Annotated in this window: 16 protein-coding genes and 2 riboswitches; of the genes, 9 read left to right on the forward strand and 7 right to left on the reverse strand. The window is 45.4% G+C overall.

The window, feature by feature from the left end; translation table 11 throughout:
* Window positions 1-14: 14 nt before the first annotated feature.
* A riboswitch (guanidine-I (ykkC/yxkD leader) is annotated at window positions 15-126 on the forward strand.
* A 77-nt stretch (window positions 127-203) separates the two neighbouring features.
* The 6 genes from ykkC to NST79_RS07300 all read left to right on the forward strand — a co-directional run bounded on the left by ykkC (window position 204) and on the right by NST79_RS07300 (window position 5,090).
* Window positions 204-542: a multidrug efflux SMR transporter subunit YkkC gene (ykkC, locus tag NST79_RS07275; RefSeq protein WP_003232583.1), complete on the forward strand. Its 339-nt coding sequence runs from the start codon at window positions 204-206 to the stop codon at window positions 540-542.
* Window positions 542-859, forward strand: a complete 318-nt coding sequence (gene ykkD, locus NST79_RS07280) for a multidrug efflux SMR transporter subunit YkkD (RefSeq protein ID WP_015252242.1) — start codon at window positions 542-544, stop codon at window positions 857-859. The genes ykkC and ykkD overlap by 1 nt, the downstream gene beginning before the upstream one ends.
* A gap of 70 nt (window positions 860-929) precedes the next feature.
* Window positions 930-1,832 carry a formyltetrahydrofolate deformylase gene (gene purU / locus NST79_RS07285; RefSeq protein ID WP_021479442.1) on the forward strand — a complete coding sequence of 301 codons (903 nt, stop codon included), beginning with the start codon at window positions 930-932 and terminating at the stop codon, window positions 1,830-1,832.
* A gap of 350 nt (window positions 1,833-2,182) precedes the next feature.
* Window positions 2,183-3,280, forward strand: a complete 1,098-nt coding sequence (gene proB, locus NST79_RS07290) for a glutamate 5-kinase (protein ID WP_014479591.1) — start codon at window positions 2,183-2,185, stop codon at window positions 3,278-3,280.
* Window positions 3,281-3,291: 11 nt separating this feature from the next.
* Window positions 3,292-4,539, forward strand: a complete 1,248-nt coding sequence (gene proA / locus NST79_RS07295) for a glutamate-5-semialdehyde dehydrogenase (RefSeq protein ID WP_014479592.1) — start codon at window positions 3,292-3,294, stop codon at window positions 4,537-4,539.
* A gap of 125 nt (window positions 4,540-4,664) precedes the next feature.
* Window positions 4,665-5,090 carry an organic hydroperoxide resistance protein gene (locus NST79_RS07300; protein WP_003232574.1) on the forward strand — a complete coding sequence of 142 codons (426 nt, stop codon included), beginning with the start codon at window positions 4,665-4,667 and terminating at the stop codon, window positions 5,088-5,090.
* Window positions 5,091-5,121: 31 nt separating this feature from the next.
* Here the strand turns inward: NST79_RS07300 and ohrR are convergent, their stop codons facing one another.
* Window positions 5,122-5,565 carry an organic hydroperoxide resistance transcriptional regulator OhrR gene (ohrR, locus tag NST79_RS07305; RefSeq protein ID WP_133954301.1) on the reverse strand — a complete coding sequence of 148 codons (444 nt, stop codon included), beginning with the start codon at window positions 5,563-5,565 and terminating at the stop codon, window positions 5,122-5,124.
* Between the two features lie 142 nt (window positions 5,566-5,707).
* On the opposite strand from ohrR, the gene NST79_RS07310 reads away from it, so the two are divergent.
* Complete coding sequence (locus NST79_RS07310; protein WP_003232570.1) at window positions 5,708-6,118, forward strand: organic hydroperoxide resistance protein; 411 nt, start codon at window positions 5,708-5,710, stop codon at window positions 6,116-6,118.
* Window positions 6,119-6,133: 15 nt separating this feature from the next.
* Complete coding sequence (locus tag NST79_RS07315) at window positions 6,134-6,316, forward strand: hypothetical protein (RefSeq protein ID WP_212059207.1); 183 nt, start codon at window positions 6,134-6,136, stop codon at window positions 6,314-6,316.
* A 49-nt stretch (window positions 6,317-6,365) separates the two neighbouring features.
* Here the strand turns inward: NST79_RS07315 and guaD are convergent, their stop codons facing one another.
* From guaD to isp, 3 genes are all read right to left on the reverse strand, one after another.
* Entirely contained in the window at window positions 6,366-6,836 is a 471-nt protein-coding gene (guaD, locus tag NST79_RS07320; RefSeq protein WP_212059211.1) for a nucleoside deaminase, read from the reverse strand.
* Window positions 6,837-7,007: 171 nt separating this feature from the next.
* Window positions 7,008-9,296 (reverse strand): 5-methyltetrahydropteroyltriglutamate--homocysteine S-methyltransferase, encoded by a 2,289-nt coding sequence (gene metE, locus NST79_RS07325; RefSeq protein ID WP_212059212.1) that lies wholly within the window; start codon window positions 9,294-9,296, stop codon window positions 7,008-7,010.
* A 127-nt stretch (window positions 9,297-9,423) separates the two neighbouring features.
* Window positions 9,424-9,579: riboswitch (SAM riboswitch) on the reverse strand.
* A 132-nt stretch (window positions 9,580-9,711) separates the two neighbouring features.
* The gene (gene isp, locus NST79_RS07330; protein ID WP_212059214.1) at window positions 9,712-10,671 is read right to left on the reverse strand and encodes a S8 family peptidase; all 960 of its coding nucleotides are present in this window, start codon (window positions 10,669-10,671) and stop codon (window positions 9,712-9,714) included.
* A 222-nt stretch (window positions 10,672-10,893) separates the two neighbouring features.
* On the opposite strand from isp, the gene rsbRB reads away from it, so the two are divergent.
* Window positions 10,894-11,727 carry an RsbT co-antagonist RsbRB gene (rsbRB, locus tag NST79_RS07335; RefSeq protein WP_003232560.1) on the forward strand — a complete coding sequence of 278 codons (834 nt, stop codon included), beginning with the start codon at window positions 10,894-10,896 and terminating at the stop codon, window positions 11,725-11,727.
* Between the two features lie 33 nt (window positions 11,728-11,760).
* Here the strand turns inward: rsbRB and thiX are convergent, their stop codons facing one another.
* The 3 genes from thiX to NST79_RS07350 are packed head-to-tail and all read right to left on the reverse strand — an operon-like array spanning window position 11,761 to window position 14,726.
* Window positions 11,761-12,522, reverse strand: a complete 762-nt coding sequence (thiX, locus tag NST79_RS07340; RefSeq protein ID WP_212059216.1) for a CbiQ family ECF transporter T component — start codon at window positions 12,520-12,522, stop codon at window positions 11,761-11,763.
* Window positions 12,497-14,140, reverse strand: a complete 1,644-nt coding sequence (locus NST79_RS07345) for an ABC transporter ATP-binding protein (protein ID WP_212059218.1) — start codon at window positions 14,138-14,140, stop codon at window positions 12,497-12,499. Before NST79_RS07345 ends, thiX begins: the two co-directional genes overlap by 26 nt.
* On the reverse strand, window positions 14,127-14,726 hold the full coding sequence (locus NST79_RS07350) for an ECF transporter S component (protein ID WP_003232554.1): 600 nt from the start codon (window positions 14,724-14,726) through the stop codon (window positions 14,127-14,129). Before NST79_RS07350 ends, NST79_RS07345 begins: the two co-directional genes overlap by 14 nt.
* Between the last annotated feature and the right edge of the window lies 1 nt (window position 14,727).

A 14,727-nucleotide genomic window follows, 5' to 3' on the forward strand; every position in this document is an offset into this window, starting at 1 on the left:
GTATCATGATATCATGTAAAGTTTTCTAGGGTTCCGCATGTCAATTGACATGGACTGGTCCGAGAGAAAACACATACGCGTAAATAGAAGCGCGTATGCACACGGAGGGAAAAAAGCCCGGGAGAGTCAATCTCATGTGAGACGACTGTCCGGGCTTTTTTTGTTTTCGGAGAATCTTAATAGATAGAAAGGAATGACTCAAAATGAAATGGGGATTGGTCGTGCTTGCCGCTGTTTTCGAGGTTGTTTGGGTGATAGGCTTAAAGCACGCTGACTCAGCCTTAACATGGAGCGGCACTGCCATCGGCATCATATTTAGCTTTTACCTTCTAATGAAGGCGACTCACAGTCTGCCTGTTGGTACCGTGTATGCCGTCTTTACCGGGCTCGGCACAGCGGGAACAGTACTTAGTGAAATCGTTCTTTTTCATGAACCGGTTGGATGGCCGAAGCTATTGTTAATTGGCGTGCTCTTAATCGGTGTAATCGGGTTGAAGCTTGTGACACAGGATGAGACAGAGGAAAAAGGAGGCGAGGCATAATGCTGCACTGGATCAGTTTATTGTGCGCGGGCTGTTTAGAAATGGCCGGCGTGGCCCTTATGAATCAATATGCGAAAGAAAAAAGCGTGAAATGGGTGCTGTTGATCATTGTTGGTTTTGCCGCTTCATTTTCCTTGCTGTCGTACGCAATGGAAACCATTCCGATGGGAACGGCTTACGCGGTCTGGACAGGAATTGGCACCGCCGGAGGGGCGCTTATCGGCATCCTCTTTTACAAGGAGCAGAAAGACGCCAAACGGATCTTCTTTATCGCGTTGATTTTATGCTCAGCAGTTGGTTTAAAAATTCTGTCATAAATTGATTTTTATCAAATCTTCAGTATAATGGATAAATAGTTTAGACTTACAAAGATAAGAGGGATTATTCATGAAATCATATATGACTCAGCGGTTGGACGAATACCGTGACGGAAATGAGGATAAAGGTCGGCTCTTGGTCAGCTGCCCCGATCAGCCGGGTATCGTCTCTGCAGTTTCCGCGTTTTTATTTGAACACGGTGCCAATATTATAGAATCAAATCAATATACGACAGACCCTGAAGGCGGCCGGTTCTTCCTGAGAATCGAATTCGACTGCGCAGGCATTCGTGAGAAAAAAACATCTCTTCAGGCGGCGTTTGCCTCTGTAGCGGAAAAATTCGACATGACATGGAGCTTAACTTTGGCAAGTGAATTGAAGCGTGTCGCCATTTTTGTTTCAAAGGAGCTTCATTGCCTGCATGAGCTGATTTGGGAATGGCAAACCGGCAACCTGATGGCGGAGATCGCTGTTGTCATCAGTAACCATGAGGAAGCGAGAGAGCTGGTTGAGCGCCTGAACATTCCATTCCACTATATGAAAGCGAACAAAGACATCAGAGCGGAAGTCGAAAAGAAGCAGCTTGAACTGCTGGAGCAGTACGATGTTGATGTCATCGTTCTCGCACGCTATATGCAGATTCTAACTCCTGATTTTGTTTCGGCTCATCCGAATCGCATCATCAATATCCACCATTCATTCCTGCCAGCTTTTATCGGTGCGAATCCGTACAAACGGGCCTACGAGCGCGGCGTGAAACTGATCGGTGCGACATCTCATTATGTGACAAACGATCTTGATGAAGGGCCGATCATTGAACAGGATATTGAGCGTGTGGACCACCGCGATAATGCGGAAGCGCTGAAAAACATCGGAAGAACAATTGAGCGCAGCGTGCTTGCCCGTGCTGTGAAATGGCATTTGGAAGACCGTGTCATCGTTCATGAAAATAAAACAATCGTCTTTAACTAGACTGCAAGAGGCCCGCGCAATGCGGGCTATTTTTGATGACAAAAAACCTTGACAAGTGTCTTTTTTCTTTGCATAATATAAAAAAATCATTGAGCGTTGAAGAGGATTAGTAAGCAGACCTTTCTGTGACAGAGAGCAAAATGAATCGCTGAAACATTTTGCCGCATGAAACCTGCCGAACCTGCCTTGGAGTCCTAGGGGGAAAACCTAGGCGCATAACCTGGCGTTACAGGAGAGCGGAGCGTGCACAAGCGCGTTCAATCAAGGTGGTACCACGGAAACCCATTTCGTCCTTATGAATCAGGATGAAATGGGTTTTTTTATTGTAGAAGAGCCGCGGAGGAGAATAAATGAAAAAACAAAGAATAGTAGTAAAAATAGGAAGCAGTTCGCTCACGAATAGCAAAGGAAGCATTGATGAGGCAAAAATCAGAGAGCATGTTCAGGCGATTTCCGTGTTAAAAAAAGCGGGGCATGAAATGATTCTGATTACCTCGGGTGCCGTAGCGGCGGGGTTTTCCAGCCTCGGTTATCCATCCCGTCCCGTTACCATCAAAGGAAAACAGGCGGCGGCCGCGGTCGGACAAACACTGTTAATGCAGCAATATATGAATCAATTTAAACAATACTCATTAACTCCGGGACAAATCCTTTTAACGAGAAATGATTTTTCGAAAAGAGAACGGTATCGAAACGCGTATGCTACGATAATGGAATTATTAGAGCGGGGCGTCATTCCGATTATCAACGAGAACGATTCTACATCTGTTGAAGAATTGACATTCGGGGATAATGATATGCTTTCTGCGTTAGTCAGCGGATTGATTCACGCGGACCAGCTCATGATTCTCACCGACATTAACGGACTGTATGATGCCAATCCAAATGAAAATCCTGAGGCGAAACGATTTGATTATTTGCCGGAGATCACGCCTGAATTGCTTGGATATGCAGGTTCAGCTGGATCAAAGGTCGGCACCGGCGGAATGAAATCAAAGCTGTTAGCCGCACAAACCGCGCTGTCTCTGGGAGTGAAAGTATTCATTGGAACAGGCAGCGGAGAGCAAAAACTTGCGGACATTTTGGACGGCAGGGGAGACGGCACTTATATCGGAGACAAAGAACTATCTTCGGTTAACAACACAAGGCAGTGGATTCAGTTCCACTCGCCGATATCGGGAGAAATTATCATTGATGCGGGTGCCGAGGAGGCGATGATCCATAATGGAAGCAGCCTTTTGCCCGCTGGCGTTGTGGGTGTGAACGGAAGCTTTCCGAAAGGGGCGGTTGTGGAAGTCAGGGGACCGGGCGGCGTGATCGGCAAAGGCCAAACTCATTACTCCTCCGAGGAGATTATGGAGGCTAAAGGCAAACGCAGTGACGAACTTGATTTTGAGAAAACGTTTGAGGTTATTCATAGGAATGACTGGGTCAATGTAAAAGACTAGGAGGCGGAAAAATGAGTGAAGTTTCTGTAAAAGCGAAGCTGGCGAAAGAAGCAGCAGCCGAAATGATCATGAAAACAACAGCCGAGAAGGATGAGGCGCTCAGCCTCATTGCAAACGGACTCCGCAAAGAACTGGATTTTCTCTTGGCGGAGAATGCAAAAGACATTGTGAACGGAAAAGAGAATGGTTTAACACCGGACATCATTGACCGTCTCACATTGGATGAGAAACGTATACGCGATATCGCGGACGCGGTGGAGCTCTTAATCGACTTAGCGGACCCAATCGGCGACTCTCTTGAAACGATTGAAAAAGAAAACGGCCTGTTTATTGAAAAAATCCGTGTGCCGCTCGGTGTCGTAGGAATGATTTATGAGGCGAGGCCAAACGTCACAGTTGATGCGGCTACCCTTTGCCTGAAGACAGGGAACGCGGTTGTGCTGCGGGGAAGCTCCTCAGCCATCCACAGCAACAAAGCGCTCGTCAGTGTCATTCACAGAGCACTTGAGCAATCAGCGCTTCCGATTCACGCTGTGCAGCTGATTGAGGATACGAGCAGAGAGACAGCAAAAGAGCTCTTTACGTTAAATGATGGCTTAGACGTATTGATTCCGCGCGGAGGCAAGAAACTGATTGATCTCGTTGTGAGAGAATCAACAGTTCCTGTATTAGAAACGGGAGCAGGAAACTGCCACATATTCATTGACGAAACAGCCAAACCGCAAATGGCAGAAAAGGTTGTCGTAAATGCCAAAACGCAGCGCCCTTCCGTATGCAACGCGATTGAATCATTGCTGATTCACAAGGCTTGGGCAAGACAGCACGGGAAAGAATTGCTGGACCAGCTGGAAAACGCGGGAGTTGAAATTCGCGGTGATGAATTGGTGTGTGAACTTCATCCTTCAAGCAAACAAGCATCAAAAGAAGATTGGGAAACCGAATTTTTAGCGCCTGTCCTCAGTGTAAAGACGGTTGAAAACGTCCAAGAAGCTGTGAAGCATATCCAACAATACGGCACCAATCATTCAGAAGCGATTTTAACTGAAAATGACAAAAACGCGGCATATTTTCAAACGGCTGTCGATGCTGCCGCGGTCTATCATAACGCGTCAACCCGCTTTACCGACGGCTTTGAATTCGGCTACGGAGCCGAAATCGGTATCAGCACGCAAAAGCTTCATGCAAGAGGACCGATGGGGCTTCCTGCACTGACTTCTACAAAATACATCATTAAAGGAACTGGGCAAATCCGTGAATAGCGGGGTAATGTTCAATGAAAAAGCTTATCTCATTACGAGATAAGCTTTTTTATACGCGAAAAATTGACATTTCAAATTTAATTGTATACAATTTAATTGCATAAAATATATTGGGGGAATGAAAAATGAGTCAGCCATTATTTACAGCAACTGTTTCAGCGGTAGGAGGAAGAGAAGGAAAGGTCATTTCATCAGACCGCGTTCTTGAGCTTGATGTCGCAATGCCGGGGACACCGAGAGCCAAGAAATTAGAAAAAGCGACAAATCCAGAGCAGCTGTTTGCAGCAGGTTATGCAGCTTGCTTTGACAGCGCCCTGCAGCTTGTCGCAAGAACAGAACGGGTAAAAGTAGAGACAGAGGTTACAGCGAATGTAAGCCTGTTAAAGGATGAAGCGGACCAGGGCTACAAGCTTGGTGTGACGCTGCAAGTAAAAGGAGAAGGAGTCAGTGCATCAGAATTGGAGGCGCTTGTGAAAAAAGCGCACGGCGTCTGCCCGTATTCAAAAGCAACCTCCGGAAATATTGATGTGACACTTGAAGTTGCTGAATAAATAAAAAGAGGATGCCTTGTACAAGGCATCCTCAATTTTTTTGATGGAGTGTTTCCAGCAATGTATATAGAGTGGATTTTAACTGTTTGAGATCCTCTCCAGACTGCTTTGAGAGCCCCAGAATTGTTTCTGGGATGTCAACCGCTTTTTCTTTTAATAACGCTCCGTCCTCTGTCAGGCTGATCAACACGGACCGCTCATCCTCTTCAGATCTTTTTCTCGTAATCAAACCCTGTTGTTCCATTCGTTTAAGCATCGGAGTGAGCGTCCCTGAATCTAAATACAGCTGTTCGCCCATTTTTTTGACAGTAAGCGTTTCATGTTCCCATAACAAAAGCAAAGCCAAATATTGAGGGTATGTTATATTCAGCTTATCAAGCAGCGGCTTGTATTGCTTTGTCATTTCCCGCGAACTTGCATATAGCAAAAAACATAGCTGATTCTCCAATTTCATATGATCAAATTTATTTTCCATTTTGTTCACCAACTCTTTTTTGTCATTCGATTCTATTGTATCTGAAAAACCTCACTTTTCCTATTCTCGGCAAACATAGCATGTTTAAAAAGATCAGAAAGGGAAATATAACAACTAGATACAAATAAGGAGGTTGGGAAATATGGCACTATTTACAGCAAAAGTAACCGCGCGAGGCGGACGGGCAGGACATATTACATCAGATGACGGTGTTCTTGATTTTGATATTGTCATGCCAAATGCCAAAAAAGAAGGACAAACCGGCACAAATCCGGAACAGCTCTTTGCGGCAGGGTATGCTGCATGCTTCGGCGGCGCGCTCGAACACGTAGCCAAAGAGCAGAATATCGAAATTGATTCGGAGATTGAAGGACAGGTCAGCCTCATGAAGGATGAGAGCGACGGCGGGTTTAAAATCGGTGTCACACTTGTTGTGAACACGAAAGATTTAGATCGGGAAAAGGCACAAGAGCTTGTCAACGCCGCTCATGAATTCTGTCCTTACTCAAAGGCAACCAGAGGAAATGTTGATGTAAAACTCGAATTAAAATAATGACCGGCATCCTGAGTGTTCTCAGGATGTTTTTTTGGTGTCGGACATGCGGGGCGGGCACAGATTTATGATAAAACGTCAGAGAAGCGTTTGAAGCATGCCTTTAAACCAAAAGTTACAGATGAAGCGGGTGGCTGGCACGGTGTCTGCCGTGCTGAATTGCGCGTATATGCTGTTTTGTATTTGCACAGGGCATAGCGGCTACTTGGAGAAATAACAAGAATCAGGCCGCACATGCCTGATCCTTTTAATATTCTTTCTTATTGGCTAAATTCAGCCATGCTTGAAACGGGGATAAATGCTCTGTCAGAGTCACTTGATAAAAGGGAATTGTTCTTTCTTCAGCGGGTTTATCAATTTCTTCATAAATGAATGAATCATCAAACCCGGCTTCGGCAGCGTCTGTATGCTCCGCTGCATAGAAAACGGCTTTCGGCCGGGCCCAGTAGATGGCGCCCAAGCACATTGGGCATGGTTCACAGCTCGTATACAAAATGCAGTCATCAAGCTGGTATGCTCCTAACACCTTACAGGCGTTCCGAATAGCTGTAACTTCCGCGTGGGCAGTCGGATCATTGCTTGTTGTGACGTTGTTCTGGCCCTCTGCAATAATGGCTCCGTCTTTCACGATAACGGCTCCAAAAGGCCCGCCGATTCCTGCATTCACTCCTTCACATGCGAGAGTGACAGCCCGTTTTAAGAACGTTTCATGATTCATCCCAATCCCTCCTGTCAATAGAGTGTTATTAGTATAGCCGAAAAGAATGCAAAGAACATTCTTAAAAAAGTGCAAAATAAACAAAGTATTTGGGGGATTTGCTAAATAAGAAACCGATTGTGGCTGTATTATAGAAAAAAACCATCTGCCAAATGCAGATGGTTTTTCAAATTATACTAGCTGTGTCTGCTGTGCTCTTGCCTGTTTTGCAGCTTCAACCATGTTTTTCAATGCTGCAACCGTTTCTTCCTGCTGTCTTGTTTTCAATCCGCAGTCTGGATTTACCCAGAAGCGGTCAGTCGGACAGACGGCAAGCGCATCAACGATAATATTGTACATTTCTTCAGTTGACGGCACACGAGGGCTGTGAATGTCATATACACCAAGGCCAAGCCCTTTCAAATACGGGTGGTTTTTTAAGTAATCTAAAAATCCTCCGTGGCTTCTGCTATGTTCGATTGTAATCACATCGGCATCAAGATCATTGATTGTATCAACGATATCTTCGAAGTTGCTGTAGCACATATGTGTATGAATTTGTGTCTCGTTTTTCACGGAAGAAGTGGTTAATCTGAATGCTTCTGCCGCCCAAGTCAAATACTCATCCCAATCGCGGGTTTTCAATGGAAGGCCTTCGCGCAGCGCTGGTTCATCGACTTGAATGATTTGAATGCCTGCGTCTTCAAGCGCTTTAACTTCTTTGCGAAGGGCAAGCCCGATTTGGAAGGCGATTTCTTTCCTCGAGATGTCGTTTCGAGGGAAAGACCAGTTTAAGATTGTAACCGGGCCCGTCAGCATTCCTTTTACATGCTTGGAAGTCAATGACTGTGCGTAGACTGTGTCTTTCACTGTCATCGGTTCAATAAATTCAACATCTCCGTAAATGACTGGCGGGCGGACACAGCGTGAGCCGTATGATTGAACCCAGGCATATTTAGTGAAGGCGAAACCGGCCAGCTTTTCACCGAAGTATTCGACCATGTCTGTCCGTTCAAATTCGCCGTGAACAAGGACATCAAGCTCCAATTCTTCCTGAATATCAATCCATCTTTTTGTTTCCGCATTGATAAAGTTTTGATACTGTTCATCGGACCACTCAGCTTTCCGCCATTTTTGGCGTGCGCTCCGCACTTCAGCAGACTGCGGGAAGCTGCCGATCGTTGTCGTCGGCAAAAGCGGAAGGCCGAGAGATTCATTTTGCAGGGCTAAACGTTCTTCAAACGGAATCGGACGCTTGAAGTCTTTATCAGTTAATTGCTCAAGCTCTTTCTTTTGTTCAGAATTGGCGCCTGTTGCAAACTGTTTAAGCGCCTGGATATCAGCCTTAGCCTGCTGAATCTCTTCGCTGATCGCCGCTTTTCCTGATACTAAACCTTCTTTCAAAGCTGTCAGCTCGGCCAGCTTCTCTTTTGCGTAGGATAATCCGTTCAATAGGTCTTTTTCCAAATGCTCATCAGGGTGTTTCGCTACCGGAACATGCAACAGGCTGCTGGAAGGCTGAATCCACAGTTCATCAACTTTTGCAATGCTGAGAATATCAAGAACGGCATCGAGACGCTCTTCAAGGTCCGCTTTCCAAATGTTGCGTCCGTCGATAACGCCGGCTGCCAGCACTTTGTCTGTCGGAAAGCCATGTGTTTTAAGCTGTTCCAGATTTCTGCCTTTGTCGTGAACGAAATCAAGGCCAATTCCCTGAACCGGGTAAGAGATCAGCTCTTCATAAGCATCAACAGAATCAAAATACGTCTGCAAAAGCACATTCAAGGATGAAAGCTCACTTGTAATGCTTTCAAATAATTCTTTTGCGCCGCGTACATCTTCACTAGAGGCGGTAACGAGCGCCGGCTCATCGATTTGAACCCATTTTACGCCTTCTTCTTCAAGCTCTTTCAAAAGCTGTACATATAATGGCACAAGGCGTTTTTGGATCGCTTTTGCTTCAGACGGTTCATAGCCTTTAGCAAGCGTAACGAACGTATAAGGGCCGATAATCACAGGCTTTGTTTCCACACCGTATTCCTGTTTGATCCGGCGATAATCTTCGAGTTGTTTGTTTCTTGTCAGACGGAACTCAATGCTCTCGTCATATTCCGGAACGATGTAATGGTAATTTGTATTAAACCATTTTGTCATTTCACTAGATACAGCGTCTTTGATTCCGCGGGCGATAGCGAAGTATGTATCGGTAGCGTCAGTCAAATGTCTGAACCGTTTCGGGATCCAGTTGAAGCTGACTGCTGTGTCGAGTACATGGTCATACTGTGTGAAATCAGAAACAGGCACAACATCAATCTGCTGGTCAATTTGTGTTTTTACTGCGGATAAAAATAGTTCGTCGATTTGCTTCAAAAACGTATCTTTATCAGTACTGCCTTTCCAATACGCTTCAAGTGCTTTTTTCCATTCCCGGTTCAGTCCGATTCTCGGAAATCCTAAATTCGATGTTTTGATGGTTGTCATTGTTTCTCCTCCTTTATATGTAAAACACTCTCTTTAACCCGCGGATACAGGCTGCTAAGAGGTTTTCTCACAACAAAAAGCCTCTTTCCCATGAGAGAAAGAGGCTTTTCTACGTAAAACACTGCCTCTCTCATCTCTCAGACACAATCTGATGGAATTAGCACCGTGCCTTATGAGACATCAGTCTCGGCGCGAAAAGCAGTGCGCCCCATTTCACAATGGTATTACGGTCGGTTGCTGTTGGGGTCAAAAGGCCAATCCCTCGCCCAACTCTCGATAAGAGAAAATGTTATTAATTTTTTGAAAAGTTGAATCATTTGTTGGTAATCTTAACAGTAATTCAAATTCATTGTCAACATAGAATTTGAAATTTTTATTTACATGATGTGGTGTATATTATATAAGAAAAATAATCTTATAGGGTCAACAAATGTGATTGCTCTGCTTTTTCTGCGAGCTCATCAGGAGCTGTTAAATACAGGAATCCATTGCCTGCCAGCGTTTTTGCAATATCAAGAGGAAGTGTCCTGCGGATTAGCTGTGCGAAAACCTCAGATTCAGAAAGCTTTCTTTGAAATGATTCTTCTTCATAGCTTTTGATTAAAGCAAGCGCACCGCTGACATGAGGGGCAGCCATTGAAGTGCCGGTCAGCTTACCGTACTTCTTGTTGGGAAGGGTGGATAAGATGTTTTCTCCTGGTGCCACAAGGTCAATCTCTTTATTCGCGTTAGAAAATTCTGATAATTCTCGCGCTACAGAAACAGATCCAACTGCAATCACTTCATTATAAGCTGCGGGGTAGGAAAGCTCTTCTGTGCGTTCGTCGCCGTCACCTTCATTTCCCGCTGCACAAACGACAAGCACTCCGTTTTTAACTGCGTTTTTCACTGCTTCTTCCAGCTCTGGCACATCGCTTGGCCCTCCAAGGGACATTGAGATGATGTCGACTTTCTGTTCCACCGCGTAGTTGATGCCGTTGATTATCCATTCGTATTGTCCGCTGCCGTTCTCGCCGCCAAGAACTTTCACAATCAATAGGCTTGCCTCAGGCGCGACTCCGGCAATGCCTCCGTTTGAATCATTAGCTGCAATCGTTCCGGCGACGTGTGTGCCGTGTCCGTTGTAGTCGGAAATCGCATCTTCCTTGCCGCCGTCGTCATCCGTGAAGTTCTTTCCGCCGATGATTTGATTTTTTAAATCAGGGTGGTTTGTGTCACAGCCCGTGTCTAATACAGCAACTTTAATATTTTTGCCTTTTACCCCTTTTGCCCACATTTCTGGCGCCTTAATCACTTTAATGCCCTCAGGAAGCTCGTTTACATCCATGATCTTCTCATTCGTCACATACGGGATCAAGCGGATTTCACCATTCATAAAAAAGCCCTCCTTTTTTATGCTTTCAAGTGGATTCAAGGGTGTTGCCTTATATTATATGAAAAAAGCAAGCGCTCGGACAGAGCCATTTGAAGCATTTTGAAAAAATAGGATACACACCAAAGAATTAGTAATCTTCAAAATATTGGATGGCTTCGGCGTGTATGACTGGGATTCAACTGTAAGTCAAGTTATAATAGTGTTGGGGAAAGGAGCAGTGTCATGAAACTGAATGAAAAATTATATGCATTTTTTTCAGAGCATGTGGAACAAATGGCCGAGGAATGGATTGAAACGATGGAGGAAAGTGATCCGAATTCGCTTTACGCCCTACATAATGCAACAGTAACGGAAGAATTGAAAGAGCAGGACAGAGAATTTTACCGGCATCTGAATTACATGTATGTTTTACCGGAAAAACAATTTCTCGAAGAGTTTCAAGAGTGGGTCATTGAGCTGACCAACGATCAAAAACATCTCGACACACCGGTTCAGTATGTCATTCGGGAGTTTATGAGAAACAGGAGATTATATACGAAGTATTTTGAGAAGTTCGCAGAAGAAAATGAATCAGCGTTTGAACCGGGAGAGAAGCAAAAATGGGCAGATTTGATTGTAAAAGTATTTGATTTCACCATTTATACATTCGTTGATCACGCTGAAATGAATGCCAAGCAGCAATTAAACGCCCAAAGAGAAATGATATTGGAATTAAGCTCACCTGTCATTACCCTGAGCAAATCAACAGCTCTGCTGCCGCTTGTCGGTGACATTGATACCGAACGGGCGAAGTTTATTCTGGAAAACACGCTTCAAGCTTGTGCGAAAAGACGTGTGGAGCATCTGTTAATCGATCTGTCAGGTGTTGTTGTGGTGGATACGATGGTGGCGCACCAGATCTTTAAATTGATTGAGGCGCTTAATCTGATCGGTGTCCGGTCAACCCTGTCAGGAATCAGGCCTGAAATTGCGCAAACTGCTGTACAGCTGGGGATTGACTTTTCGAATATTACCATTAAAACCAACCTTGCCCAAGCATTAAACTATCATCAATAAAAAAATCCGCTATCTGTGATAGCGGATTTTTTATCATGCGAAACATAAAGATACGAGAAAGGATCCCGCGAATAATATGAGGACGAGGCAAAAGAACACCCAGTCGCGCCGGTTCACGCTCAATGTCCTGTAGTATGTCCGGTTTCTGCTTCCTGTAAATCCTTTCGATTCCATCGCAAGCGCTGTTCGTTCCGCTTTTCTGATGGCGCTTGCCAATAGCGGTATGGTATATCGTTTTAATGCACTGATTTTATTCATGATGCCGCTCTCCGCCGCTCCTCCTCTGATTTTATGAGCCTGCTGAATCAGCTGGACCTCATCCTTTAACAGCGGAAGAAAGCGAAAGCCTGCAATGACACCGTACGCGAGCTTTGGTGAGAGCCTGCACTGCTGGACAAGGCTCAGCATAAATAGAATCGGATCGGTTGTAAAAACAAACATCATCGATAAGGCGGAAAAGCATAAAATACGAAACCCGAGGGAGATGCCGACAGACACATTATCGCTGTTAATTGAGATAGGGCCTGCTTGAAACAAAAAATTATCCGGTGTTGTCGGCACCTTTCCAAAAACTGCGGCTGTCCACACGCACCCGAATGCTAAAATCAAAAACGGAATCGTAAACAACAACCATTTTTTCAATGGGATTCCGGCCGCCAGTAAAACGCCCGCAACGATGATGATATAAAAACATGCCGGAGTGTAAGGGTTGTAAATAAACGACAGCATGACGACACAACAAAAAACCGCCGCCGCTTTCACAGTCGGATTAATGAGATGTAACGGCTGCTTCATCACGCACCTCCTCTTGATATGCCATCCATTCATATAGAAGGGGAAGGGTGAGCTTTGCTTTTTGGACAAGCCCTGTTTCTTGAGAAAACAACTGCGCTGGAGATCCGTCAAAGGCCAGGCCCGTATCGTGAAGCACAAGCACGCTGTCAGCATACGAAGAGACTAGCTCCATATCGTGTGTAATCATAAGGACAGCGGTTCCCTCTGCCTTGATACGCTGAATCATTTCCATGCATTCAGCCGCCGTGCGGGCATCCTGGCCAAAGGTTGGTTCGTCTAATAATAAAACCTTTACGTCATGCATGAGCATAGTAGCAACGCTCAGTCGCCGTTTTTGCCCTTGGCTGATCGCAAACGGATGATGATCAGCCAAATGTGCAAGACCAAAACGCTGCAGCAGGTGTTGCGCTTTTTTCTCAGTTTCAGCATTTGCTTTCTGGCCGAACAGAAGCTCGTCATATACCGTATCGGTGACGAATTGATGCTCAGGGTTTTGAAAAACAAATCCCATCCGTTTACGCAATTCTTTTTCTTTATATTTCTGCAGCGGCTGATCATAGAGAAGGATTTTGCCGCTTTGCGGTTTCATGAGACGGGCCAGAACTGATAAGAGCGTCGATTTTCCAGTTCCGTTCGGACCGACAAGCGCCGTTAAAGAGCCTTCGCGCAACGAAAAGCTGATGTCTTTGAAAATCGCCTGCTGTCCTCTCGCGAACGAAAGGCTGCTGACTTCAAGCACACTCTCCCCAGAAGGGGCTTTCTTCTTTTTGACACGCCCGGCAGGAATAGGCTCTTTGAACAGCATCTCTTTTGATAAAGTAAACGGCATACTCAGCTTTTCCTGCAGATGACAGACCTTTGGAATGGCGATGCCCAATTTCTTTAGTGTCTCCGCTTCATGCTGAAATAGATTTTTCGTCAGGCCATCCAGCGCCTTTTTGCCTGATTTGTCGAGTACGATCGTTCTCTCAATCCAAGGCGCCCATTCATCAAGCTGGTGCTCAATGACGAGGAGGCTGAAACCTTTTTCCCGCTGAAGATCCTTCATCAGATGAACGAACTCCCGCGCTGAGAAAGGGTCTAAAAGAGAGGTCGGCTCATCTAAAATAATAAGCTCAGGCTCCATCGCCAAAATACAGGCGAGAGCCACTTTCTGCTTTTGTCCTCCTGAAAGGGTTGAGACCGTTTTTTCTTTTAAATGGGTAATGCGTAATTTTTCTAATACGGCGTTGATTTTCTCTGTCATTTCTTCTTTTGGAATTTGCAGATTTTCCAGCCCGAACGCTATTTCGTCCTCCACCGTCAGCATGCAGAACTGCTGATCAGGATCCTGAAAAACGACCCCGGCATGCTGAGCAATCGTTTCGGAGGTTTCAGCATCTGTGACCGGCTTTTGAAATAGAAAGACATGTCCGGACTGAACGCCGTCGCAAGCCTCCGGATATAGACCGTTTAAACAAAGGGCGAGCGAGCTTTTGCCGCATCCGCTCGGTCCTAATAATAAAACACATTCTCCTTTTTGAAGCTCAAACGAAATGTCTTGAAAAACCGGTTTCTCGTCTTCTTCATAAGAGAAGCTGAGCTGCTCAACCGTCAGAAGCTCATCAAAGGCTTGCATGTTCTGACGCCCGCTTCCGTTTCTTTTTCAGTTCCTTTCCGAGTGCCATTCCGTTTAACACACCTGTATAAGCGAGAGAGTCGCTGACAGCTTTTCCGAGAAGCCCCGCCAAAAGCGCGCCGGAAATGAGGCGGATCACAAGCATAATGAGCAGATAACCTGGTGAATAGGCTGCATAGCCAGAAACAAAGAGATCATAGATAAAGCTGGCTACTGAAGACCCCATACCGGCCAGCATAAGGACAGGGAGAGAGTATGCTTTCCAGCGTGTTGCAAGAAACACAGCCTCAGCCCCGAGTCCTTGAACAATGCCAATGACGATGACCATCGGGCCAGACGGATTTCCCAGCAGGCACTCAACGAGAGCGGCAATGATTTCAGAAACGAGCGCCGCACCCGGTTTTCGAATCATGTACGCGGCGATCACAGAAACGATAAACCAAATGCCGTAAATCGGTTCATAGGCGATTGGCCCAAACATACCTGCAAGCACGTTTCCGAAATGTGTAAATAATAAATAAACAACGGCAAATACGATACTGATAACCGACATGATGACAATTTCTTTTACTTTCCAGCTTTTCATT

Origin of the sequence: Bacillus sp. PS196 (assembly GCF_037963555.1) — a bacterium.
Lineage (GTDB): Bacteria > Bacillota > Bacilli > Bacillales > Bacillaceae > Bacillus > Bacillus subtilis.